General features: G+C 64.3%; 26 protein-coding genes. 8 read left to right on the top strand and 18 right to left on the bottom strand.

Features of this window, described 5'->3' with window-relative positions; genetic code table 11:
• Positions 1-37 precede the first annotated feature (37 nt).
• Positions 38-745 (top strand): glutathione S-transferase family protein, encoded by a 708-nt coding sequence (locus tag FY036_RS13885; RefSeq protein ID WP_148915343.1) that lies wholly within the window; start codon positions 38-40, stop codon positions 743-745.
• 72 nt (positions 746-817) lie between these two features.
• Here the strand turns inward: FY036_RS13885 and rpsP are convergent, their stop codons facing one another.
• The 5 genes from rpsP to FY036_RS13860 form a co-directional block, all read right to left on the bottom strand.
• On the bottom strand, positions 818-1246 hold the full coding sequence (gene rpsP / locus FY036_RS13880) for a 30S ribosomal protein S16 (protein ID WP_148915342.1): 429 nt from the start codon (positions 1244-1246) through the stop codon (positions 818-820).
• Positions 1247-1298: 52 nt separating this feature from the next.
• Complete coding sequence (locus FY036_RS13875) at positions 1299-1619, bottom strand: chorismate mutase (RefSeq protein WP_148915341.1); 321 nt, start codon at positions 1617-1619, stop codon at positions 1299-1301.
• A 7-nt stretch (positions 1620-1626) separates the two neighbouring features.
• Positions 1627-3198, bottom strand: coding sequence for a signal recognition particle protein (ffh, locus tag FY036_RS13870; RefSeq protein ID WP_148915340.1), 1572 nt, complete (start codon positions 3196-3198; stop codon positions 1627-1629).
• A gap of 305 nt (positions 3199-3503) precedes the next feature.
• Complete coding sequence (locus FY036_RS13865; protein ID WP_148915339.1) at positions 3504-4196, bottom strand: DUF1236 domain-containing protein; 693 nt, start codon at positions 4194-4196, stop codon at positions 3504-3506.
• A gap of 123 nt (positions 4197-4319) precedes the next feature.
• Positions 4320-5549, bottom strand: a complete 1230-nt coding sequence (locus tag FY036_RS13860; protein ID WP_148915338.1) for a flavin monoamine oxidase family protein — start codon at positions 5547-5549, stop codon at positions 4320-4322.
• Positions 5550-5717: 168 nt separating this feature from the next.
• Here FY036_RS13860 and FY036_RS13855 point away from each other — a divergent pair, with 168 nt between their 5' ends.
• Positions 5718-6533 carry a lytic murein transglycosylase gene (locus FY036_RS13855; RefSeq protein WP_148915337.1) on the top strand — a complete coding sequence of 272 codons (816 nt, stop codon included), beginning with the start codon at positions 5718-5720 and terminating at the stop codon, positions 6531-6533.
• A 71-nt stretch (positions 6534-6604) separates the two neighbouring features.
• Here the strand turns inward: FY036_RS13855 and FY036_RS13850 are convergent, their stop codons facing one another.
• On the bottom strand, positions 6605-7831 hold the full coding sequence (locus tag FY036_RS13850; protein WP_148915336.1) for an argininosuccinate synthase: 1227 nt from the start codon (positions 7829-7831) through the stop codon (positions 6605-6607).
• 329 nt (positions 7832-8160) lie between these two features.
• On the opposite strand from FY036_RS13850, the gene FY036_RS13845 reads away from it, so the two are divergent.
• Positions 8161-9024, top strand: coding sequence for a hypothetical protein (locus tag FY036_RS13845; RefSeq protein WP_148915335.1), 864 nt, complete (start codon positions 8161-8163; stop codon positions 9022-9024).
• On the opposite strand, the gene FY036_RS13840 is transcribed toward FY036_RS13845, so the two are convergent.
• From FY036_RS13840 to FY036_RS13825, 4 genes are all read right to left on the bottom strand, one after another.
• Positions 9025-9249, bottom strand: coding sequence for a hypothetical protein (locus tag FY036_RS13840; RefSeq protein ID WP_148915334.1), 225 nt, complete (start codon positions 9247-9249; stop codon positions 9025-9027). It abuts the gene before it with no gap.
• Positions 9250-9263: 14 nt separating this feature from the next.
• Positions 9264-10682, bottom strand: coding sequence for a TRAP transporter large permease (locus tag FY036_RS13835; RefSeq protein WP_148915333.1), 1419 nt, complete (start codon positions 10680-10682; stop codon positions 9264-9266).
• Positions 10679-11317, bottom strand: coding sequence for a TRAP transporter small permease subunit (locus FY036_RS13830; protein WP_148915332.1), 639 nt, complete (start codon positions 11315-11317; stop codon positions 10679-10681). Before FY036_RS13830 ends, FY036_RS13835 begins: the two co-directional genes overlap by 4 nt.
• 100 nt (positions 11318-11417) lie before the next feature.
• The gene (locus FY036_RS13825; RefSeq protein ID WP_148915331.1) at positions 11418-12545 is read right to left on the bottom strand and encodes a TRAP transporter substrate-binding protein; all 1128 of its coding nucleotides are present in this window, start codon (positions 12543-12545) and stop codon (positions 11418-11420) included.
• Positions 12546-12749: 204 nt separating this feature from the next.
• Between FY036_RS13825 and FY036_RS13820 the strand changes: the two genes are divergently transcribed.
• A complete protein-coding gene (locus FY036_RS13820) occupies positions 12750-13391 on the top strand; it encodes a LysE family translocator (protein ID WP_148915330.1) in 642 nt (213 codons plus the stop codon).
• A gap of 11 nt (positions 13392-13402) precedes the next feature.
• On the opposite strand, the gene FY036_RS13815 is transcribed toward FY036_RS13820, so the two are convergent.
• From FY036_RS13815 to FY036_RS13780, 8 genes are all read right to left on the bottom strand, one after another.
• The gene (locus FY036_RS13815; RefSeq protein WP_148915329.1) at positions 13403-13843 is read right to left on the bottom strand and encodes a hypothetical protein; all 441 of its coding nucleotides are present in this window, start codon (positions 13841-13843) and stop codon (positions 13403-13405) included.
• Complete coding sequence (rlmN, locus tag FY036_RS13810) at positions 13840-15072, bottom strand: 23S rRNA (adenine(2503)-C(2))-methyltransferase RlmN (protein WP_148915610.1); 1233 nt, start codon at positions 15070-15072, stop codon at positions 13840-13842. Before rlmN ends, FY036_RS13815 begins: the two co-directional genes overlap by 4 nt.
• Positions 15073-15199: 127 nt before the next feature.
• Entirely contained in the window at positions 15200-15703 is a 504-nt protein-coding gene (locus FY036_RS13805; RefSeq protein WP_148915328.1) for an invasion associated locus B family protein, read from the bottom strand.
• A gap of 251 nt (positions 15704-15954) precedes the next feature.
• A complete protein-coding gene (locus FY036_RS13800) occupies positions 15955-16344 on the bottom strand; it encodes a YkvA family protein (RefSeq protein WP_148915609.1) in 390 nt (129 codons plus the stop codon).
• A 53-nt stretch (positions 16345-16397) separates the two neighbouring features.
• Positions 16398-16976 (bottom strand): tyrosine phosphatase family protein, encoded by a 579-nt coding sequence (locus FY036_RS13795; RefSeq protein WP_148915327.1) that lies wholly within the window; start codon positions 16974-16976, stop codon positions 16398-16400.
• A 74-nt stretch (positions 16977-17050) separates the two neighbouring features.
• Complete coding sequence (locus FY036_RS13790; protein WP_148915326.1) at positions 17051-17347, bottom strand: 4a-hydroxytetrahydrobiopterin dehydratase; 297 nt, start codon at positions 17345-17347, stop codon at positions 17051-17053.
• A gap of 5 nt (positions 17348-17352) precedes the next feature.
• The gene (thpR, locus tag FY036_RS13785; protein ID WP_148915325.1) at positions 17353-17949 is read right to left on the bottom strand and encodes an RNA 2',3'-cyclic phosphodiesterase; all 597 of its coding nucleotides are present in this window, start codon (positions 17947-17949) and stop codon (positions 17353-17355) included.
• 109 nt (positions 17950-18058) lie between these two features.
• Positions 18059-18703: an arylesterase gene (locus tag FY036_RS13780; RefSeq protein WP_148915324.1), complete on the bottom strand. Its 645-nt coding sequence runs from the start codon at positions 18701-18703 to the stop codon at positions 18059-18061.
• 61 nt (positions 18704-18764) lie between these two features.
• Here FY036_RS13780 and FY036_RS13775 point away from each other — a divergent pair, with 61 nt between their 5' ends.
• The 4 genes from FY036_RS13775 (at position 18765) to FY036_RS13760 (ending at position 23976) form a co-directional block, all read left to right on the top strand.
• Positions 18765-19463 (top strand): ABC transporter ATP-binding protein, encoded by a 699-nt coding sequence (locus tag FY036_RS13775; RefSeq protein WP_148915323.1) that lies wholly within the window; start codon positions 18765-18767, stop codon positions 19461-19463.
• The gene (locus FY036_RS13770; RefSeq protein WP_148915322.1) at positions 19460-22012 is read left to right on the top strand and encodes an ABC transporter permease; all 2553 of its coding nucleotides are present in this window, start codon (positions 19460-19462) and stop codon (positions 22010-22012) included. The genes FY036_RS13775 and FY036_RS13770 overlap by 4 nt, the downstream gene beginning before the upstream one ends.
• A 208-nt stretch (positions 22013-22220) precedes the next feature.
• Entirely contained in the window at positions 22221-22994 is a 774-nt protein-coding gene (locus FY036_RS13765; RefSeq protein ID WP_148915321.1) for a Bax inhibitor-1/YccA family protein, read from the top strand.
• 133 nt (positions 22995-23127) lie between these two features.
• Complete coding sequence (locus FY036_RS13760; protein WP_148915320.1) at positions 23128-23976, top strand: universal stress protein; 849 nt, start codon at positions 23128-23130, stop codon at positions 23974-23976.
• Position 23977 lies beyond the last annotated feature (1 nt).

Genomic DNA, 23977 nt, shown 5'->3' with positions numbered 1-23977 from the left:
GCAGCGTGATCTCAAGAAATCACGGAGAACAACAAATATGGAACCGATCCTTATATATGGCTTCCCGGCCGGAAGCTCCATGGGGCTCGTCGCCTCGCTGGAATGGCTGGGCAAGCCCTACAGCCTGTGTCGCGTCGACATGCTCGGCGAGATGAGAGAGCCCTCCTACAGGCGAATCAACCCGCGTGTGGAAACGCCGGCCCTCATCACCGAACAGGGCGGCGTTCTCACGGAAACCATGGCGATCGCCGCCTGGCTGGAGGCGAGGGATACGGGTCGCCGCATCAGCTTCGATCCGCTGTCGCGCGAGGCAGAGCGGGCGCACCAGCTGATGGCGTTCATCAACACCGGCTTCACGGGAGCATTCGGCCCCTTATGGGCCGCAATGGAGATGGAGCCGCCAAACCCGCCTGTTCAGGCGGTTTTGAAGGAATGGGGAGCAGACGGCGTCATCGAGCGCCATGACCGACTGGAAGAAATGATCGGCGACGGGCGATTTCTGGTCGCGGACCATCCCACTCTGGCCGACGGCGTTCTGATCGGCGTCGCGCGCTGGCTTGATTTTCACCAGGTGGCGGACACGTCCCGCTGGCCGAAGCTCGCAGCTTTGAGAAAGCGCATCGAAGCCGAACCCGCCGTCGCCTATGCGATGGCGCTGGAGAGCGGCGAGATGCAGCCGGGCAACGGCGCGTGCAGGGGTCATGTGCCGCTTACCGATGTGATCGACCGCTTCGGCACCAGCTGAAAGGCGTCCGGGTACCAAAAAAATGGCGGGCTCAGGCCCGCCATTTTCGTATCTGCGATGTGCAGGAAGAAATCAGGATGCAGCTTCTTCCGAAGCGGCTTCCTCTGCCGGCGCGGCTGCTGCCTCGGCGGCAGCGGCTTCGGCTGCGGCCTTCTTGGCGGCTGCGTCTTCCTCGGCCTGCTTGGCAGCGGCGACGCGCTCCTGCGCCTTCTTGCCCGGAACGCCCTTGGTCGGGTTCGAGCGGGCGTCGCGCGTCACGAGGCCGGCTTCCGACAGGAAGCGGGCGACGCGGTCGGTCGGCAGCGCGCCGTTCGACAGCCAGTGCTTGATGCGGTCTTCGTCGAGCTTCACGCGGTCGCCGTCCTTGGGCAGCATCGGGTTCCACGAGCCGACCTGCTCGATGAAGCGGCCGTCGCGGGGCGAACGGACGTCGGCGATCACGACGTGGTAGTAGGGGCGCTTCTTGGAGCCCGCGCGGGCGAGACGGATTTTCAGTGCCATTTCATTTCTCCTGGATTTCTGGGCCTGGGCCTTGGTTCGTTGATCTTGGTGTTCAGGGATTTGTCTGGTTGCCGGAGGCGATCGCCTCGTGGTGGCGAATGACCTCGCGGATAATGAAGTTCAGGAACTTCTCCGCAAAATCTGGGTCGAGGTGAGCGTCCTGCGCGAGCTGGCGAAGCCGCGCGATCTGCTGGCCCTCGCGCGCCGGGTCTGCCGGCGGCAAATCATGCTTCGCCTTCAGCACGCCTACCGCCTTGGTGCAGCGGAAGCGCTCGGCAAGCATGTGGATGAGGGCCGCGTCGATATTGTCGATGGAGGCCCGGTATTCGGCGAGCTGGGCGCGCGCGGCGTCCATGGGTGTCGCTTCGTTCATCTCCCCCTCACTTCTTCTTGCCGGGCAGGCCCGGAAGCTTCATGCCGCCGGGAAGTCCCGGAAGCCCTCCACCCGGCAGGCCGGGAAAACCGCCCGGCAGGCCCTTTGGCAGCCCGCCACCGAGGCCCGCTGCCTCGGCCTGCCTCTGCAGCGCCTCCAACTGCTTGGGGTCCATCTTCGACAGGTCGGGCATGCCACCCATGCCGGGCATCATGCCGCCAAGCCCCATCTTCGACGCCATGCCGCCCATGAGGCCGCGCATCATGCCGCCGCCCTTGCCCTTGCCGCCCATGGCCTTCATCATGTCGGCCATCTGGCGGTGCATCTTCAGAAGCTTGTTGATCTGGGCGGCGTCGGTGCCCGAGCCCGCCGCGATGCGCTTCTTGCGCGAATGCTTGAGCAGATCGGGGTTGGCGCGCTCGGCCTTGGTCATCGACTGGATGATGGCGATCTGGCGACCGAACATCCTGTCGTCGAGGCCGGCTGCAGACATCTGGTCCTTCATCTTGCCCATGCCGGGCATCATGCCCATGATGCCGCCCATTCCGCCCATCTTCTGCATCTGGCCAAGCTGGTCGGCGAGATCGTTCAGGTCGAACTTGCCCGACTGCATCTTCTTGGCCATCGCCGCGGCTTTTTCCGCGTCGATGGTTTCGGCAGCCTTCTCGACAAGGGAGACGATGTCGCCCATGCCGAGGATGCGGTCTGCGATGCGCTTGGGATGGAACTCCTCGAGCGCGTCCATCTTCTCGCCGACGCCGATGAGCTTTACCGGCTTGCCGGTGACGGCACGCATGGAAAGAGCAGCACCGCCGCGACCGTCGCCATCCATGCGGGTGAGCACGAGGCCGGTGACGCCGACGCGCTCGTCGAAGTTGCGGGCGAGGTTGACGGCGTCCTGACCGGTGAGCGAGTCGGCGACGAGCAGGATTTCGTGCGGGGTCGAGGACCGCTTGATCTCGGCCATCTCGACCATCAGCGGCTCGTCTATATGGGTGCGGCCAGCGGTGTCGAGGATGACGACGTCGTGCCCGCCGAGCTTGCCTGCCTGCACGGCGCGCTTTGCGATGTCCACCGGCGACTGGCCGGCAATGATCGGCAGGGTGGCGACGCCGGTCTGCTCGCCGATCTGGCGAAGCTGTTCCTGAGCGGCGGGCCGGCGCGTGTCGAGCGAGGCCATCAGGACCTTCTTGCCCTGCCGCTCGGTCAGCCGCTTTGCGATCTTGCCGGTGGTGGTCGTCTTGCCGGAACCCTGCAGTCCGACCATCATGATGACGACGGGCGCAGGCGCGTTGAGGTCGATGGTCTGGCCTTCGGAGCCGAGCATCTCGACCAGCTCGTCATGGACGATCTTGACGACCATCTGGCCGGGCTTGATCGACTTGAGTACCTCGGCGCCGACGGCCTTCTCGCGCACCTTGTCGACGAAGGAGCGGACGACTTCTAGCGCAACGTCGGCCTCGATCAACGCACGGCGAACCTCGCGCAGCGCGGCGGACACATCGGCTTCCGACAGCGCGCCACGGCCGGTCAGGCCGTTCAATATCGAACCAAGTCGTTCCTGTAGGCTCTCAAACATCCGCTTTTCCCGTTCCCTGTCGATTTCGTTCGCCAGAGAGGTAATGCCCCAGCGGCGGTATGCCAAACCTCAAAGCCGAAAAGCACCCGGGGGCGCATCGCGCTGCCGGGTGTTGACCTCCGGGATCGTTATCTTCTCGCAGGAAGATCGCCCCGGTCGGCGGCTCGGAGTTGTCACTCGTCGCTGAATTCAGGCGCTCTAGACAGGAAAAGCGCGGCAGAGTCAAGGCAAATGCCGTCCCAACAGAAGAGGCCGCCTGTCGCGGAGGACAGGCGGCCTCGACATCGTCCGACAGACTGAGGGAACTAGCGGACGATGTACACGATGCGGTTCGTGCCCGGCTCGACGAGCACCGGCTGGCCGTTCACGTAAACGTAGCGGTATTCGTAGTCGGGAATCTCGCGAACCTCGACGGTCTCCGGCAGGCTGGCACCGACGACCACTTCACCTTCCAGGTAGACCGGTTCGACCGGGTTTTCCTGGACATAGGTGCGGACCTCTGGATTGGGGTCTATGATCGAACCGGTGACGCCGCCGCCGGCTGCACCGGCGATGCCGCCCACAGCTGCGCCGACCGGACCGGCAATGATCGCGCCGGCAATCGCGCCGGTCACGCCACCGGTCACGCCGCCAACCGCGCCGCCATCCACGGGAGCGGTTTCAGCCGGGCCTTCGTAGACCGCCACCGGCACATCCATCCCGGCCGGGCGCTCGGTCACGATAACCTCAACGCCGGCATTGTCGGCGATCAGGTAGTCGGAATAGACCCAGCCTTCGGCGCCTGCATAGCTGATCTGGCACCACTTGCTGCCTTCGATGCAGCCGCCCAGCATGGCCTGGTCGTCGATTGCGATGGCGCCGATGACGGGATATTCAGGCCCGGGACCGGAGCGGATATTCAGGTCCGTGGTGGCGACGACCGCAGTCTGCGCCATGGCCGTGCCGGTAAGCGCGAGCATCGCGCAGGTTGCGGCAGAAACGAGAAACTTCGTTTTCATTTGTTCTTCTCTCCTTCAGATACCCCTTCAGGAGCCAAGAACGGAAAGAGGACGACAAGGTTCCTTTAGCGCGGAGTGAATTGCGGTCACGCTTCATATCGGGAGGCGGGCAAAAGCCGGCGCTCAGAGCTGGGCAAGCACCTTCCTGGCGGCCTCTTCGCCCGACAGTCTCGCGCCGCCGCAGGTCTGGATCAGCGGTCCGGCCAGATGTTCGCCGGCAAACCAGATACGTTCTCCCACCGGCGCTGCCAGCGTTCGCCGCGCCCCGGCCCGGCCGGGCCTCGCGGCAGCGTAGGCGCCGCGCATGTAGCGTTCGCCGCTCCAGCGGGTCATTGCGGCGCGGCCGACATATTTGCGCGCGTCGTTGCCGAAGATGGCGCAGAGCTGCCCCACGACGTAGTCGACGCCGGCGGCTTCGCCGGCCGCCTCCATCTCCCAGGCGAAATCGCCGCCGACGAAACCCACCATCAGGTCGATGTCGAAGGGAAAGCACAGGAAGAACAGGTCGTGTCGCGCGTGACCCTCGATCAGCAGGTCGTCGAAGGGCTTCAGCCCGAAGCGCCCGCCGCTGATCTCGACGGGGATCTTGGTGAGCATGCCCATCGGCAGGTCGAAGATCGCTTCCATGTGCCGATCCGGCAGGCGGGGCAGGAACTCGATCTCGTTGAAGGCCAGCACTGCCGGCGATGTCGTGACGATGACCGCACTGGCGCGGATCGTTCCACGATCTGTGCCGACCGCAACCCCGGGGCCGCCCCAGCGTATGTTGCGCACAGGCGTCGAAAGCTCGACCGGTATGCCAGCGCCGTAGCGTGCCACCAGCGTGCCGAAACCTTCCCTGGTGAAGTAGTTGGGGTCTAGGTCGGCTGCGGCGCTGAAGTCGGCGATGGAAATCTCGTCGTCGTCCTTGCCGAAATCCATCGGGCCGGAGAAGGTCGCCGCCGCGCGCAGGGCGTGGCAGTTTCCCAGCAGCGAAGCCAGCCTGTCGTCCAGGCCGTCATGCGCCTCGATGCTGGCCTGGATGCGGGCATCGGCCGCCCGCGCGGCTTCCAGTTCTTCTGGGTCTGCCCTGCGGCCACGAAAATAGAGGTGGTCGAGCCCCATGTCGTGGTGAAACAGCGTCCACCCGGCCTCCTGCGCTTCCGCGAAATACGGGTTCCGGTCGGCGGCGTGAAGCCATGCGCAGCCGATGTCGAAGGGGATGCCGAAATGTTCGCTGGTGGTGAAGGCGCGCCCGCCGATCCTGTCCATCGCCTCGAGCAGCCGGAAGGATTTGCCGGCCCGCTGGAGCGTTCGCGCCGCCGCCAGTCCCGCCGAGCCAGCGCCGACGATCACGACATCGACATCCGCCATGCCCCTTCCCCCAAGTAAGGCTCCGGTAACGATACGAAGTTATTGAAGTTTAGCGGCGCGCGCCAGCGTTTTGAACCTGGCAACATCTTGCGGGCGGCGCGTGACAAGCCGGCGGCAGGCTGGCAATGTCGCGCCAAGGGACAGAATCAGTCGAGCAAGGAGAATCGGATGGCGGCGAAGGCGAGCGGCAAGGCGCTGGCGATGGTGTTGCTGGCGCTGGGCCTGTCCACCGGTGTGGCGCAGGCGCAGCAATGCGGCAACAATTCCAATGGGTTCAATGCCTGGAAGGCGGAATTCCGCCAGCAGGCGGCGAACCGGGGCGTGGGCCAGAGGGCGCTGGCTGCGCTGGACGGCACGCGATACAACAACGCAACCATCAGCGCGGATCGCGGGCAGAAGAGCTTTCGCCTGACGCTCGACCAGTTCATGGAGCGCCGCGGCGCCGCCGCCATCGTGCGGCGGGGCAAGCAGCTGAAGCAGCAGAACGCCCAGCTGTTCAGCAGCATCGAGCGGCAATACGGCGTTCCGGCGGGCGTACTCCTTGCCATATGGGGCATGGAAACGAATTTCGGCGGCTATATGGGCAACCAGAACATCGTCTCGGCCGTGGCGACGCTTGCCTATGACTGCCGACGCTCGGAGTTCTTCACGCGCCAGCTTTGGGCGGCTCTGCAACTCGTCGACAACGGCTCACTGCGCGCCGATGCGATCGGGGCGGCCCATGGCGAGGTCGGGCAGACACAGTTCCTGCCGGAAAACGTCATCAAGTTCGGCATCGACGGCGATGGCGACGGCCGCGTCGATCTCATCCGCAGCAGGGCAGATGCGCTCTACTCGACAGCCAACTTCCTACGCGGTCACGGCTGGCGGCCGGGCGCCGGCTACCAGCCCGGCGAACCCAATTATCGCGCTATCCAGGGCTGGAACGCGGCAGGTGTCTACCAGCAGGCCATCGCCATCATGGGTCGCCAGATCGACGGTTGAGCCGTCGCATCGCCGGAAACGACAAGGCCCGGAAGCGCTGCTTCCGGGCCTTTTTACAGTCCTGAGAAGTTTCAGCCGTTGCGCTTCCTTGCGGCCAGCGTGCGCAGGCGCAGCGCATTGAGGCGGATGAAACCCTCGGCGTCCTTCTGGTCGTAGGCGCCGCGATCGTCCTCGAATGTGACCAGCGCGTCGGAATAGAGAGACTTCGGCGAACGCCGTCCGGTGACGATGACGTTGCCCTTGTAGAGCTTGAGGCGCACATCGCCCTCGACGTCTTCCTGGCTCCTGTCGATCAATGCCTGCAGCATCTCGCGCTCGGGCGAGAACCAGAAGCCGTTGTAGATCAGCTCGGCATAACGCGGCATCAGCTCGTCCTTGAGGTGGGCCGCACCCCTGTCGAGCGTGATCGATTCGATCGCGCGATGCGCTGCAAGCAGGATCGTCCCGCCGGGGGTCTCGTAGACGCCGCGCGACTTCATGCCCACGAACCGGTTCTCGACGAGGTCGAGGCGGCCGATGCCGTTGTCGCGGCCGAGGTCGTTGAGGGCGGCCAGCAGCGATGCGGGCGAAAGCTCCTTGCCGTCGATGGCGACCGCGTCGCCCCGGCGGAACGAGATGGTGATTTCCGTCACCTCGTCGGGCGCGTCCATCGGCGAAACGGTGCGCTGGTGGACGTATTCCGGCGGCTCGCCCCACGGGTCTTCCAGCACCTTGCCCTCGGAGGACGAGTGCAGCAGGTTGGCGTCGACGGAGAACGGCGCTTCGTTGCGCTTGTCCTTGGCGATCGGGATCTGGTGCTTCTCGGCGAAGTCGATGAGGTCCGTGCGCGACTTGAACGACCAGTCGCGCCACGGTGCTATGACCTTGATGTCCGGGTTCAGCGCGTAGGCCGAAAGCTCGAAGCGCACCTGGTCGTTGCCCTTGCCGGTCGCGCCATGGGCAATCGCGTCGGCGCCGGTTTCATGCGCGATCTCGACCAGACGCTTGGAGATAAGCGGGCGGGCAATGGAGGTGCCGAGCAGATAGAGCCCCTCATATTGCGCGTTGGCGCGGAACATCGGGAAGACGAAGTCGGACACGAATTCCTCGCGCACGTCCTCGATGTACATCTTCTTCGCGCCCAGCATCTCGGCCTTGCGGCGCGCCGGCTCAAGATCGTCGTCGCCCTGCCCGAGGTCGGCGGTGAAGGTGACCACCTCCGCGTTGAGCTCGGTCTGGAGCCACTTCAGGATGATCGAGGTATCGAGCCCGCCCGAATAGGCCAGCACCACCTTCTTGACGTCTTTCCACTTGGACATGAAGCCCCCGTTCTCGCGCGGGCCCGTAGCCCGATTTCAATCGGCGGCACTTTTAGCAGGAATGCCGGGCCGGGCAAGGCCGCCCGAACCACGAACGGCCGGTGGCTCATCCGCTCATCCGAATGTGAGCCGATGCAATCTTGCCGAGCGGGCAACGGTCGATAGGATTGCGCAAGTGATTCCATCTGCACTGGGGGGAGAAAAGCTTGCCGGATCGGTCAAGCCTGGCGCCGCATTCGCCGCGCGCGATGAAACGACTTGCCGCGCGCGCACCCTTGCTTGCGTTCGCGGCCCTTCTTGCCGTCACCGCACAGGCAGGCGCGCAACCGTTGGACCGTTGGACAGCCGACGAGACGGAGGCGCGCGCCAGCCTGCCGGCTCCACGCGGGGGAGGCGGGATTTCCGGTGCGCTTTCATGCGAGGCGCAGCGCTGGACGCTGACGCTCGAGACTGCGCAAGAGGCATTGCGCGCCGCCTACGGTGCCGCTGCGACCTTGATGATCGACGGCCGCGGTTTCGACGTGGCTTTTTCCGCCGACGGCAATCTTCTGACCGCGAGAATCCCTAGCGAGGCGATAGAGCCGCTGAAGTCCGGGCTGAGGCTGGAGATCCGCCTCGGCGACGCGGCGGATCCCGCCGTCTTCTCGCTGCAGGGTTCCAACGTCGCCATTACTACGGCGCAGGAGCGGTGCAGCCAGCGCGACATGTCGGCCTATCAGGCGGTGACCTTCACGCCCTATTCGTCGCACATCAACCTCGCACGCCAGTTGCGGGCGGACGACATCGAAGCTTTCGCGGCCTCCACCGCGTCGCAGCCGCAGGTCAGCGCGGCGATGGTGGAGCTTGGCGAGGGCCGGCGTCTGCTGTTTACCCGGCTTTGCGGCTCGTCATGGTATTACGGGCTTTCCGGCTGCAATATCACCGGTTTCGCACCCGAGGCAGGCGGTGATGCGGACGGCGAACAGGACGAAACGGGGCAATGGCGGGCGGTCTACGACACCGAGAACGTGCTGCTCCACCTTGAGCGGCGTTCACTTTCGCTTGGCTGGCCGGATCTGGTGACGCTGCCGGTACGCGGCGCGGGGACCGGTCTCGTGTGGCGGTGGGACGGGCGTGCCTACGCGCTCAAGGGCGAGTTGCCTGACGAGGTCGAGCAGGCCGAGCCGCTGCCGCTGCGGCCCACCAAGGACTGATCAGTATCGCCTGCGCCGCAGGAAGAGCTGGGAGAAGAAGTCCCAGCCGACGAAGGCAATGCCCATCCCGGCCACCACAATGAGCATCGGGTGGCTGACAGAGAAGATGATGACGCCGAGAAAGCCGCTGAAAAAGAGGAAGGCGACGAGGGCGAGCACCCGGTCAAGCATGGCATTTTCCTCGACGCCTTTGTGGATGTCGGTCAGCCGATGACGCAGTGGCATGGATCACTTCCTCCCTATCGTCCGTACATCAGCTGGGGCAGATAATAGACGATGCCCGGCACGTTGTAGACGACGATCATCGATACCAGCACCAGCGCCAGATACGGCATCGAGCCCGCGAAGATCTGCGTCAGCTCGACGTTCTTGGGCTGGATGCCCTTGAGATAGTAGGCCGACATCGCCATGGGGGGCGACAGGAACGAGGTCTGCAGGTTCAGGGCGATAAGGATGCCGAAGAACAGCGGGTCGATCTCGAACAGCGGCAGCAGCGGCAGGAAGATCGGCACGAAGATGATGACGATCTCCGACCACTCCAGCGGCCAGCCGAGAAGGAAGATGATGATCTGCGCGAGGATCAGGAACTGCAGCGGCGTCAGCGACAGGCTCTGCACGAGTTCGCGTACGACATGTTCGCCGCCGAGATAGGAGAAGACCGACGCGAAGACCCAGGAGCCGACGAACAGCCAGCACACCATCGCAGTGGTACGCACCGTCAGATAGACGGATTCCTGCAGGCGTTCCCATGTGAGCGCGCGATAAGCCGCGGCAAGCGCCAGACCGCCCAGCGCGCCGATGGCGGCCGCTTCCGAGGGGGTGGCGAGGCCGAACAGGATCGCACCCAGCACAGACAGGATCAGCACCGCCAGTGGGAAGAACGAGGTCAGCATCATCCAGGCGACGTGCAGTGAAGAGACGCTTTCGTCGCGCTCCGGCGGCCTCGGCGCAAGCTGCGGCTGAAAATAGGCGCGCACGATGATGTAGACCAGATACATGCCCGCAAGCAGCAGACCCGGCAACAGCGCGCCGGCATAAAGCCTGACGATCGAGGTGCCCGACGACGCGGCATAGACGATCAGCAGGATGGAAGGCGGTATCAGGATGCCCAGCGTACCGCCCGCGCAGATGACACCGGAGGCGAAGCGCTTGTCGTAGCCCGCTTTCATCATCGCGGGGAAGGCGAGCAGCCCCATCAGCGTGACCACTGCGCCGACGATGCCCGTGGCGGTTGCAAACAGGGTACAGGTTATCATGGCTGCCACGGCCATGGAGCCCGGCATTCGCCTCGTGGCGAGGTTGAGCGTCTCGAACAGACGGCTGACGATGTTGGCGCGCTCGACGATGTAACCCATGAACAGGAACAGCGGGATGGCGGTGAGCACGTCGTTCGCCATGACCGAATAGGTCTGGTTGACGAAGAGATCGAAAACGCGGTTGTTGAAGAATCCGCTTATCCAGCTTTCCCAAAGGGTCCACGTATCCGCATCACTGTTGAGCGCGCGATTGTAGCCGGCCCACATCCGCCCGCCGTCGAAGTAGGCGTAGTAGCCGAAGCCGATGCCCATCGCCATCAGGGTGAAGGCGACCGGGAAACCGAACATGATGATGAAGATGAACAGGCCAAGCATCATGATGGCCACTTGAGGATCGGTCACGGCCGTGTCTCCCGGTTGTCGTGGGCGGCATCGTGGCCGGTGTCCTGCAGGAGCTGCGCGTCGGGGTCCAGCGCCGCCAGCCCCTCCTTCTGCAGCGTTTCCTCCAGTTCTTCGACGTCGTCGGCCTGGGGGGGCCAGTAGCCTTGCCTGATCGTGATGATGCAGCGGAAGACCTGCGCCAGGCCCTGAATGGCAAGCAGGATGCCGGCGGCCACGATGACGGACTTGAACTGATAGATCGGGATGTTGGCCGGGCTCATGACGCTGACCTCGAGATATCCCCAGGAGCGGCTTGCATAGCGCCAGCCGGCGAAGATCAGCGCGAGCACGCCGGGAAAGAAAAAGACAAAATAGAGGATCAGCTCGACGGTGGCCTGGGTGCGCGGCTTCCACAGCCTGTAGATGAAGTCGCCCCGCACGTGCGAGTTACGCGAAAGCGCATAAGCCCCCGCCATCATGAACATCGAGCCGTACATCATGTAGGTGAGGTCGAAGGCCCACGCGGTCGGGCTACGGAAGATGTAGCGGACGACCACTTCGTAGCCCACGCCGATGGTCATCACCATGACACACCATGCGAAGGCCTTGCCGAACCATGCCGACAGGCTATCGGCGAACCGAATGTATAGAAGCATATCGCGCCTGCATCACTGCCCCATGCGGGGGCTTCCTTCGCAACCAAGGTGAGGACGAAACGAAGGTGGCCGGCTGGCCACCTTCGTTGCCGTCCACCGCTCAGAATCCCAGCTTGCCGGGGAAATGATGCTCGTACGCCATCTTGTAGTCAGTCTGATTGAAGAAGCTGTAGTAGCCGACCCTGTCGCACCACTGCTTCTGGCTTTCCACCACCTTGGCGAAGAACTCATCGGCCATCAGGTCCGGCATGATCTGGTCCCACGCTTCCAGCTGCGCCTGAAGGAAGTCCTGTGGCGTCCGTATGATGTTGACGCCATTTTCGTCGCGCAGGCGCAGCAGGTCCTGTGAATACTGGCTGAGCGCGAGCGCATAGTTGGCGGTGTTGGCCGCCTCGGTGGAGTGGTCGAGAATGGCGCGCAGATCCTCGTCGAGGCCGTCCCACATGTCCCGGTTGAAATTGAACTCGAAGAACTCGTTGGCCTGATGGAACGAGCCCATCATGTAGTTCTTGGCCACATCCTGTGCGCCGAAACGCATATCGGAGGTGGGGTTGTTGAACTCGAACGCATCGATCACGCCGCGTTCCATGGCCGGTACAATCTCGCCGCCGGGAAGCTGCGCAACAGACAGGCCCATGGCCTGCAAGAGATCTGCCGCAAGCCCGACCGTACGATAGCGGAGGCCGGCAAGTTGCGAGACGTTTTCGATGGGCTCCTTGAACCAGCCCAGTGGCTGCGTGGGCATGGGCATCGCGAAGCGGCCAATGATGTTGAGGCCCAGAATGTCCTCGACAAGCTCCCTGTAGAGCTCCTGACCACCCCCGTTGTGAATCCAGGCGAGCATGGCGGCAGCGTCTCCGCCGAAGATCGGGCCGGTACCGAACAGCGAGGAAGCCTTGTTCTTGCCGTACCAGTAGGCGGTGACCGTGTGGCATATGTCGATCACGCCGTCATGGACGGCGTCCTGAACCTGGAACGCGCCGACGACTGCACCTGCGGGCAGAAGGTCGATCTGAAGCCTGCCGCCTGACATCGCGTGCACGCGATCCACATACTGCTGCGCCATCTCCTGGAATATGTCCGAAGAGGGCCACGAGGTCTGCATACGCAGACGGACCGGTGCCTGTGCGAGCACGGCTGGCGCGGCAAGGGTGGTCGCGGCGACAGCCGCGCCGCCCAAAGTCGAGTTGTGCAGAAACCTGCGGCGAGAAATCGCTGCTTTCGTCATTCCATCTCCTCCCATTTTGGCTGAATCTTATGTTTTTTGTGAATTCAGCCTGCATACATTATGGCATATCGTTGCTGTTGCAACCGTTTTCGACGTCGTTCACGCTGCATTGTCGACAGTCTGCTTTCCCGTCGCCGGTTCTCGCCAGCAGGCAGCATGCGGTGTATGAAGTCGTGATCGTCCATCGCGCCGGGCCGTGCCACCATGAGCTTCGTTCCTGACCTCGCCATCATTGCCCAGTTCGCCGTTGCCACGTTCATCATCGCGATTACGCCAGGCCCCGATATGACGCTGTTCGTGGGACGCGCGCTGTCGCAGGGCCGCGCGGCAGGCCTTGCCTGCATGGCGGGCGCTATGACGGGCGTCATGGTCCATACGCTGCTGGTGGCTCTAGGGCTCTCGGCGCTGATCGCAGCCTCGCCTCAGGCTTTCCTGGCGCTCAAGATATTCGGCGCCGGCTACCTGATCTGGCTCGCCATACAGGCGATCCGCCACGGCTCGGCCTTTTCGCTGGATGGCAAGCCGGTGAAGCCGCGCTCGCTCGTCGGCAACTGGGCGATGGGACTTGCGATCAACCTGCTCAACCCGAAGATCGTGCTGTTCTTCATGACCTTCCTGCCGCAGTTCGTATCGGCCAGCGACCCCTACGCGGCGCAGAAGCTTCTGTTCCTGGGCCTGCTGTTCATCCCGATATCGCTGCCGGTGACGGTGCCGATGGTGCTGGCGGCGGACGGGTTCTCGAACCTGCTGCGAAGAACGCCGCGCATCATGCGCGCCATCGACTATCTGTTCGCCGGCGTGTTCTCGGTTTTCGCGCTGCGCATTCTGACGGCTTCAGCCCGATAAGCGATCGGCGGTCAATTCACCGGCTGCCTGTCGAGCCACTCGCCGGAAGTGCGGCCGGCGACCATCCAGTATACGAAGCCGCCGACGAGGCCGCAGGCCAGCAACGCAGCCGTCAGGCCTGTGTCGAAGAACAGATCGGGAGCAGCGAAGGCCACGGCCGCCAGCGACACGCCGCCGCCGGCAAGCGTATGCGTCAGCCCGTCCCTGCGCTGAAGAATCTCGGCCAGCAGGATGGCGGCCATTGCGGGGAAGAATGCGTGCCAGGCGAAGAAGGCCGCGAGAAAGAAGACCGTGAAATAGATCGGTCCGCTGAACGCGAAGGGCGCGGTGTCGGTCCAGCCGAAAGTGCCGATGATAAGCAGGTTGGCGAAGAAACTTGCCGCAATGGCGGCGCAGAGAAACCCGAATACGATGACGGCGAAGCGGGCCAGATAATCGAAGACCCGGCTCAAGCCTCGCCGTGCCCGGCGATCATCATCGCTTCAAGCGCGAGGCGGTCGGTCTTGCGCATGCGCTCCGATTCCGACTTGAGCTGTCCGCAGGCGGCGAGGATGTCGCGGCCGCGCGGCGTGCGGATCGGCGAGGCGTAGCCTGCTTGGTTGATGTAGTCGGCGAACTTCTCGATCGTCTCCCAGTCGGAGCACTGGTAGTTGGTGCCCGGCCACGGGTTGAATGGTATCAGGTTGATCTTGGCGGGGATGCCGCGCAGCAGGCGCACCAGTTCCTTGGCGTCGTCGATGCTGTCGTTGACGTCCTTCAGCATCACATATTCGAAGGTGATGCGGCGCGCATTGGAGAGGCCGGGATAGTTGCGGCACGCCTCCATCAGCGCGTCGAGCGGATACTTCTTGTTGATCGGCACCAGCATGTCACGCAAATCGTCGCGCACGGCGTGCAGCGAGATCGCCAGCATGACGCCGATCTCCTCGCCGGTGCGGGTGATCTCGGGCGTTACGCCGGAGGTGGATAGCGTGATGCGCCGCTTCGACAGGGAGAGCCCATCGCCGTCGGATGCGATCAGCAGCGCCTTCTTGACGTTCTCGAAATTGTAGAGCGGCTCGCCCATGCCCATCATGACGATGTTGGAGACCTTGCGGCCTTCCGCCGGCACGATCGCGCCGTCGGGCGTGTCGCGGTCGGGGAAATCGCCAAGCCGGTCGCGCGCCGTCATCAGCTGGACGAGAATTTCCTCGGCGGTCAGGTTGCGCACCAGCTTCTGCGTGCCGGTGTGGCAGAAGGAGCAGGTGAGCGTGCAGCCGACCTGGCTGGAGATGCACAGCGTGCCGCGGCCTTCCTCGGGAATGTAGACGGTCTCGATCTCTACGGGGCGGCCTGCGCCGCGCGGAGGAAACCGGAATAGCCACTTGCGCGTGCCGTCACTCGAAATCTGCTCTTCGACGATCTCGGGTCGCGCGATCGAGAAGTGGCGATCGAGCTCCATGCGCAAATCCTTGGAGATGTTGAACATCTGCGAGAAGTCGCTGACGCCCCTCACGTAGAGCCAGTGCCACAGCTGCTGGACACGCATCCGGCGCTGGCGCTCCGGCACGCCGGCAACGGCCAGCGCGTCGGCCATCTCCTCGCGGGTGAGGCCGATCAGGGAAGGCTTTTCCGGCAGGCGCGCATTTGCAGCAAGTGCAGCGCGCGTCTGCGCCGAGGTGAGGTCTAGTGATAGCGTCATGGTCAGGAAAGATAGTGGCGGCAGCGTCCGCGTGCCAGTTTGGCCGGGCACATAGCAGAAGAATGCCGCCAATGCAAAAGGCCGGACGCCTGGGCCCGGCCTTTCGATGCCGATTGGCGACCCGATTCTATTGGCAGGTCTGGATCGAGTTGAGCGCCGCGGTGATGCCGCGCAGAGAGAAAGTGTAGTTGGTGGCGTTGCCGCGACCCGAAGTCGCCTGCACCTTCATGTCGGCGCCGGCGCGCATGGCGGCGATGAGCTGGGGCTCTTCGGCGGCGTTCTCCATCCATGCCGACTTTCCGCGCGTGAACATCGAAAACGAGCGATCGCCAACGGTGACGTTCACCTTCGAGTTGGTCTGGAAGTCATAGGAGGCGATGAACTGCGGCTCGTAGGAGACGTTCTGCCCCGGCTTCTGGCTGACGAAGAAGAAAATGTCGCCGTGGTTCAGGGTGGGAGGCTGCATTTCGGTGGGCACGGTCAGCACATAGCAGACCTTGCTGTTGTTGGCGTCGTAGGAGTAGGTGCCCCAGGCATTGTGCTGGCCGATCTTGGTCGCCGACTGGGCGAGCGCCGGCGTGGCGAGTGCCATCATGGCGAGGCAGGAGATCGAAAGGATTGTTCCGCGCATCGTCGTAAAAGTATCCCTGTGCGTGGTCGTGTACGGGTGATCGAACTGGCCCCAGATCGAGGTCCCATTCGTTTCATGTTAATTTAATCAGGGTTACCAAAGAGTGAACCGCACGACCGTACGCGCCCCGCCGCTTTGCCACCCATATACCGCCCGGACTTTTCGCGCCCAAGACGGCATGCCGCATCCCTTCAGCGTGTTGAAAACGGCAAAAGCGGCGAGAGTTTGACTGGAACGGGGAGCCTGGAGAGCTAAGCGTCGTCCCGGTCGAGCGCATTGCGCGCCGCCTTGCGGTGCGATGGCTTGATGTGGCCCTGGATCGCCGTGACGGCGGCAGTCAGCACTGCCAGATCGTCGGTGAAGCCAAAGCCGACGATAAAGTCGGGTACCAGGTCGATGGGCATGACGAAATAGGCCAGCGCCGCCAGCAGCGTTCCACGCACCCGGGTGGGCGTCCTGCTGTCGAGTGCAGCGAAATAGGCGGCGACCACATCCTCCATGAAGGGTATATGACGCGCGGCCTTGCGCGCCGTGCGCCAGAAGTTGTCGCGCACGCGCTTTTCCCGCCGGGTGTTTTCCTCAGGCGAAACGGGCTTGAGAATTTCACCCAGCCGGGCCTCGGTAACGACGCTCTTTTCCATATTGTTGAGATGGGCGTAGCGCGCGCCGGTTGCAAGTGGCGCGCGCCCGACGATCACAGAGCCATGTCGACTTCCCGCCCGCGGCCGAGCGACGGCATCCATTCGCGATATTTCGGCTGGGCGACGAGCTGGTGGCGATAGTGGCCGCGCAGCGCCTCGATCAGACGGCCTTTGCGGCCGAGCAGGTCGTCGGCAAACGCGATCATGACCGAGTTGGGCCATGCCTGCGGGCGGATCGTGCGCAGGCGGGCAAACAGCTCGTCATCCGACAGCTCGGGTTCCACCTGCGACATCAGCGTGACCATCGCGGCCGTCGAGCGGCTGATGCCCATGTGGCAGTGAACAAGCAGATGGCCGTCCTCGCGCGCTTCCTTCGACGCCCGCAGCTCCTCGCCGAATTTCAGGATCGATTCGACATGCTCGCGCTCGGGCATCACCCTGCCATCTGCGGGGTCGATGATGTCGTGAAAGCGCAGCGTGGTGCGGTGATGCTCGCCGTAATCGGCGAAGGTGGCGATCTCCGGGAGCTCGGGGTCGAGCACGGAGAGAACGTGGGACACCGAGCGCTTGCTCTGCGCCGGCAGCTCTTCGATGCCGCAGATGGTGAGGACGGAAATGGAAACGGGAATCATGGCCGAACCTGTCGCTTTGGGGAGATAACTCAACCTAGCGCATATCGATCGATTCTGTCAGTCCTGCGACAGTTTCAGTTGCCGGCAAACCCGTTCATCTTGCGGGCGAGCTTGAAGTCGAGATCGGTCAGCCCGCCTGCATCGTGCGTCCTCAGCCGGACATCGACCTTGTTGTAGACGTTCGACCACTCGGGATGATGGTCGAGCTTTTCGGCGGCAAGGGCCGCGCGGGCCATGAAGCCGAACGCCTCGCTGAAATTCCTGAAGGCGAAGTTGCGAACGATCGCGACGCCGCCGTCTTCCAGTGCCCAGCCATCGAGCTCGGCAAGGGCCCTGCTCACGGCTTCGCTGTCGAGTTTGTCGCGCGCCATTGTCGCTACCGCATGATCGGGAACGCGTCGAGGGACGGCTCCGCAACGGCGGCGCGCCCGTTGTCCCTGCCCACGAGCGGCCAGGCTTCCTCGACGATGTAGGGACCGCCGCCGACCGAATCACGCGAGGACATCAGCACGAAGCGGCCGACCCTGAAGGGCATGGTGGCGAAGTTGCCGCGCGCCGACAGATAGCCGGCGACCTCGATCGGGCTCGAATTGCGCAGCCTTGCGATCGTGACGTGGGGAACGAATTTGCGCGGGTCGGCGGGCAGGCCGAGGCGCTGGCAGATGCGTTCGATCTCCGCCTGCAGCGCAATCAGGTCGGGTGAGGCAGCGACGCAGGCGTGAAGCGAATGCGGCTTCTTCGACCCGAAGGCGCCTACCCCGGAAAGTGTAAGGTTGAAGGAGGGCCTGCGAACCCTGTCGAGCGCGTTGGCGATCTCGTCGGCGACATGGCCTTCGACATCGCCGAAGAAGCGCAGAGTGAGGTGGTAGTTCTCGACGTCGATCCAGCGCGCTCCGGGGAGGCCGCCGCGCAGGAGAGAGAGCGAAAGGGCGGCGTCACGCGGTATCTCGAGGGCGGTGAATAGTCTAGGCATTGCTACCTCCTCGAATCGACTGCTCAAGGCCAGCGAATCACCGATCGTGCGATCGGGCAAGCTGTTTTGTGCAGCGCGGCGATTCCGTTGCGGAACCTGTGGGAAACAACTATGCGCCGTCTCCGGTTCCAGGAAGCGCTTCCTCGATGACCGGCAAGAACCGCTCAACCATGCGATCGACGCCCTCGGCGTTCGGATGCATGCCGTCTTCGAGCAGCAGCGAAGCGTCCGCAGCCACCCCGTCGAGGAAGAACGGATAGAAGGACAGGTCGTAAGTTTCTGCCAGCCGCGGGAAGATGCCGTTGAAGCGCTCGCCGTAGTCTGGGCCAAGATTGGGAGCGGCCACCATGCCCGCAAGCACGACGCTGATGTCGCGCTCCTGCAACCGCTCGATCATCGACACGAGGTTACTTTCGGTCACGTCGGGCGAGATGCCGCGCAGCATGTCGTTGGCACCCAGCTCGAGGATCACGAGGTCGGTATCGTCCGGCACCGACCAGTCGAGACGCGAGAGCCCCGCAGCCGTGGTATCGCCGGAGACGCCCGCATTGGTTATCACGACATCGTGACCGCGCGCCTTAAGCGCGACTTCAAGCCTCTCGGGAAAGGATTGGCCGGCGTCGAGCTGGTATCCCGCCATCAGACTGTCGCCGAAACCGACGATTCTGACGGTTTCGGCAGCGCTTGCCGCAACCGACACCAGCAGCGCCAGCCCGGCGCCCATCAAAACGTCGCGAAATCGTTTGAAAGCCATGCTCTACAACCCATATGTGACCGGCGCCTGCCCCGACGACCCTCATATAGGAACTCCGCCCGTGACAGAAACCGTCATCCAGATGAAAGACGTATCGCTTACCCTGGGTGAAGGTGCTTCATCGGTCCATGTGCTGAAAGGTGTCAGCCTTGCCGTGAGAAAGGGCGAGGCGACCGGCATCGTCGGCCCGTCGGGATCCGGCAAGTCGACGCTGCTAATGGTTCTGGCGGGTCTGGAGAAGGTGGATGCCGGCGAGGTGCACATCGCCGGTCAGCGCATCGACAACCGCAGCGAGGACGAGGTGGCGGCGTTTCGCGGCCGCAATGTCGGCATCGTGTTCCAGTCGTTCCATCTCATCCCGAACATGACGGCGCTCGAAAACGTCGCCGTGCCGCTGGAACTGGCAGGCCATCCCGATCCCTTCGCGGTGGCGCAGCGCGAGTTGGCCGCGGTGGGATTGGCCGAGCGCGTCACGCATTATCCCGGCGAGCTTTCGGGCGGCGAGCAGCAGCGCGTCGCCATCGCACGGGCTCTGGCGCCCGAACCCGCGATCCTCATAGCCGACGAGCCCACCGGCAATCTCGACCAGGCGACCGGCCGCACCATCGCCGACCTGCTTTTCTCCAAGGCCGACGAGCGTGGCATGACGCTGGTGCTGGTCACGCACGACCCCAGCCTCGCCGCGCGCTGTACAAGGCAGATCGCCATGCGGTCGGGCCGCATCGAAACCGCCCCGGAACTGGCGGCGGTCAACGCATGAGCGACGGGTCGCGCAGTTTCCGCCTCGCCGTGCGTTTCGCGCTGCGCGAGATGCGCGGCGGGCTTTCCGGCTTCCTGATCTTCATCACCTGCATTGCGCTGGGGGTGGCGGCCATCGGAGGCGTCAACTCCGTTGCCCGCGCCATCACCTATGGCGTCGAATCGCAGGGCAAGGAGTTGCTTGGCGGCGATATCCGGTTCCAGCTCATTCACCGCGAGACGGACGAGCGCGAGCGCGCTTTCCTGGACGGCCTCGGCACGGTCGCGGAGAGCGCCAACATGCGCTCGATGGCGCGGCTGGCAGACGGCTCCGACCAGACGCTTGTGGAAGTGAAGGCCGTCGACGGGCTCTATCCGCTTTATGGCGAACTCGTCACCGAGCCCAGCATTCCGCTGGATGAGTTGCTGGCCGAGCGCGACGGCGCGCAGGGTGCCGCTGCCGCCGACATCCTCTTCGACCGGCTGGGCCTTTCGGTAGGAGATCGCATCAGGCTCGGGAATGCCGATATCGAACTGCGCGCCCGCATCGTCACCGAACCGGACGCCATCTCGGACGGGTTCGGGCTTGCGCCGCGGCTGCTCGTGTCGCTGGACGGGCTTCGCGCATCCGGTCTGATCCAGCCGGGCAGCCTGGTCGAGCATGCCTACAAGGTGCGATTGCCGGAAGGCTCGACCGAGGCAACCCTGCAGCAAATCCGCGACCGGGCGTCGGCCGAACTTCCCGAGGCGGGATGGAGCATACGGGGGCGCACCAACGCAGCACCTTCGCTGTCGTCCAATGTCGAGCGTTTCTCGCAGTTCCTCACGCTGGTGGGCCTTACCGCGCTGGTCGTTGGCGGCGTCGGCGTCGCCAACGCCGTGCGCGCCTATCTTGACGGCAAGCGCGGCGTGATCGCCACCTTCAAGAGCCTTGGCGCATCAGGCCGCTTCGTCTTCATCGTCTATCTGGTCCAGATCCTCGCCATCGCGGCCATCGGCATCCTGGCCGGGCTCGTCCTCGGGGCGATGATGCCGCCGGCTGCCGGCGCGCTCCTGTCTTCCGTCCTGCCCGTGCCGACGGCGGGCGGGATCTATCCCGGTGCGCTGGCGCTGGCCGCCGTTTTCGGCGTGCTGGTCACGCTGGCGTTTGCGCTCCTGCCGCTCGGCCGCGCGCGAGACGTACCCGCAACGGCGCTGTTCCGCGAAATGGGGTTCGACGCCCACGGAATGCCGCGCCCTGTCTATCTGCTGGGGACACTGGCGATCGCGGTCGCACTTGCCGGCCTCGCGGTCTGGACGGCCACCGACCGGCGCATCGCCATCATCTTCGTCGGCGCGGCCATATTCGCCTTTCTCGTGCTTCGCATGGTCGGTGTCGCGGTCCAGTGGCTGGCGAAACGCAGCCCGCGCGTGCGCTCCACCGCGCTGCGGCTGGCCATCGGCAACATTCATCGACCCGGTGCGCTGACGCCGTCGGTGGTGCTGTCGCTGGGGCTCGGCCTGACGCTTCTGGTGACGCTGGCACTGATCGACGGCAACCTGCGCCGCCAGATCGCCGGAAACCTGCCCGAACAGGCGCCCAACTTCTTCTTCGTCGATATCCAGAGCGGCGAGGCCGACGCATTCGCCGAGCTCGTCGCTGCCGAAGCGCCCGACGGCAAGCTGATCCGCGTGCCGATGCTGCGCGGGCGCGTGATGGAGCTCAATGGCATCGACGTGCGCGAGATACAGGTGCCACCGGAAGGAGCATGGGTGCTGCGCGGAGACAGGGGCATCACCTATGCCCGCAACGTGCCGGAAAACTCGACGCTGACGGCGGGCCAGTGGTGGGACGCCGATTACGAGGGTGAGCCGCTGGTGTCCTTCGCCGCACAGGAGGCCGGAGAACTTGGCCTCAAGCTCGGTGATACCGTGACGGTCAACGTGCTTGGGCGCAACATAACGGCGCGCATCGCGAATTTCCGCGAGGTGCAGTGGGAATCGCTGGGCATCAACTTCGTCATGGTGTTTTCGCCCAACACATTCGCCGGCGCGCCGCATTCGTGGCTTGCCACCTTGTCGGACGAGCAGGCCACGCCCGCGGACGAGGCGCGGCTGCTGAACGCCGTAACGCGCACCTTCCCTTCGGTGACGAGCGTTCGGGTCAAGGATGCGCTGGAGATCGTCAATTCCATCGTGGCGCAGCTTGCCGTCGCGATCAGGGCTGCTGCGGCCGTTGCGCTGATCGCCTCGGTGCTGGTGCTGTCGGGCGCGCTTGCAGCCGGAAACCGGGCCCGCGTGCACGATGCCGTGGTGCTGAAAACGCTTGGCGCGACGCGGCGCACGCTGATCCAGGCCTTCTCGCTCGAATACACGATCATCGGGCTGGCGACTGCGATATTCGCTTTGCTTGCCGGCGGGATCGCCGCGTGGTTCGTGATCGCGCGGATCATGTCGCTGCCATCCGCCTTCCTGCCGGAAGTGGCGGTTTCGACGGTCGTCATCGCGCTGGTGCTGACGGTCGGCTTCGGGCTCGTGGGGACATGGCGGGTTTTGGGCCACAAGGCCGCGCCGGTGCTGCGAAATCTTTGACGGGAGCCGCGCGGCGTTAACCACCCGAGCGGTCCGATGTCGCAGATGAACGCTTTGTGACGCTCACGCGGCGTTTCGCGCCGCAACAGGCCTTGTTCTCCGGGCCAAGAATGAGCATATTCTCCAAAGGCATGCTGGAGTTCCGCCAGCGGCGCCTGGGCGTATGCCCGACACCCGACGGAACACGAGCACACAAAGAGGAATTTCCATGGCTGATCTTCGCAACTATCAGGCACGCGTCGCGACCGCCGGTTCGCGCGCCGACGCCTCGATCGACGAAGGCCTGCGCGCCTACATGATCAAGGTTTACAACCTGATGGCGCTTGGCCTCGCAATCACCGGCCTTGCCGCGCTTGGCACCGTATGGCTTGCCACCAACCCGTCCGCTGCGGTCGCCACGCTTCCGAACGGAACGTCGCTGACCAATTTCGGCGTGCTGCTGTACACCTCGCCGCTGCGCTGGGTCGTCATGCTCGCACCGCTGGCAATGGTCTTCTTCCTGTCGTTCCGCGTCGAGAAGATGAGCCTGTCGGCCGCGCAGACCACGTTCTGGGTCTTCGCCGCGCTGATGGGCGTGTCGCTGTCCTCGGTCTTCCTGGTCTACACCAGCGCCTCGATCGTGCAGACGTTCTTCATCACCGCCACCGCCTTCCTTGGCCTGTCGCTGTTCGGCTACACGACCAAGCGCGACCTGACGGGCATGGGTTCGTTCCTGATCATGGGCGTCTGGGGTCTCATCATCGCGATGATCGTGAACATCTTCCTGGGCTCGCCCGCCCTGCAGTTCGCCATCTCGGCGATCGGTGTTCTGGTGTTCGCCGGCCTCACGGCTTACGACACCCAGAAGATCAAGGAGATGTACTACGAGGGCGACGGCACGCTGGTCGCAGGCCGCAAGGCGATCATGGGTGCGCTGCGCCTGTATCTCGACTTCATCAACATGTTCATGTTCCTGCTGCAGTTCCTGGGCAACCGCGAATAGCAGTCGGCGCAACGGCAAACGAAAGGGCGGCCCTCGGGTCGCCCTTTTGCGTTGTGGCAAAGGTCGGGAGCTGGAACGGATATAGGCTGAGGTTCATCGAAGCGGTACAATTGACCGAGCAACGGAAACACCCATGACAGCCACCGACGCTTCGACGCCCGCACATCTGCTTTTCGCCACCGATCTCAGCGCGCGCTGCGACCGGGCGCGCGAGCGCGCCATCGACCTGGCCCGGCGATGGGGCGCGAGGCTCACGGTGGTGCATGCGATCGACGCGCTCGATGCGCCAAACGACCAGCCGCCCCGCCCGACGACGGACGGCGCGGCAGACCGGGCGCTACGGCTCCTGAGGGAGGATTTCGCGGACGTAGAGGGTGTCCCGCTCGACTTCACCGTTGCTGAGGGCCGCTCCGACAGGCTCATTCTCGACATCGCCGCCAGGCAGGGATGCGACCTCATCGTCACCGGCATTGCCGGCAACGATCCGCTCGGCCAGACGATTCGCGGCAGCACGGTCACCGCGCTTGCGCGTCATGCGCCCGTGCCGATGCTGGTGGTGAAGAAGCGGCCGCGCGGCGCGTATCGGCGCATTCTGGTCTCTAGCGATTTTTCCGCCGTCTCGGCGGTCGCGCTCGATGTCGCCTCGCGTCTCTTCGATCCGGGCAAGATCACCCTTTTCAACGCCTATGACCTGCCCTTCGTGGCGACGACGGGCGCAAGGGAACGGCACGAGGCGGAAAGCGAGGCGAGGGCATTCCTCGCCCGCCATGGCGGGAGCGACGCGGTACGCGTCGCGGTCGTGCCTGGCCGTGACGCGGCGGTCGCACTGGCCGACCATGTCGTGAAGGAGGACGTAGACCTCGTCATGGTGGGAACCCACGGCGCGGGCGGGCTTATGACGGTCCTGCTCGGCGGGACCACGATCGGCATCCTCGACGAAGCGCCTTGCGACATCATGGTCGTGCCGGCGAGAAAGGGCTGAA

The organism is Neoaquamicrobium microcysteis (genome assembly GCF_008180155.1).
In the GTDB taxonomy this organism is placed as follows: domain Bacteria; phylum Pseudomonadota; class Alphaproteobacteria; order Rhizobiales; family Rhizobiaceae; genus Aerobium; species Aerobium microcysteis.
The sequence above is the reverse complement of the archived record's forward strand: the minus strand, read 5'-3'. Positions and strand labels throughout refer to the sequence as shown.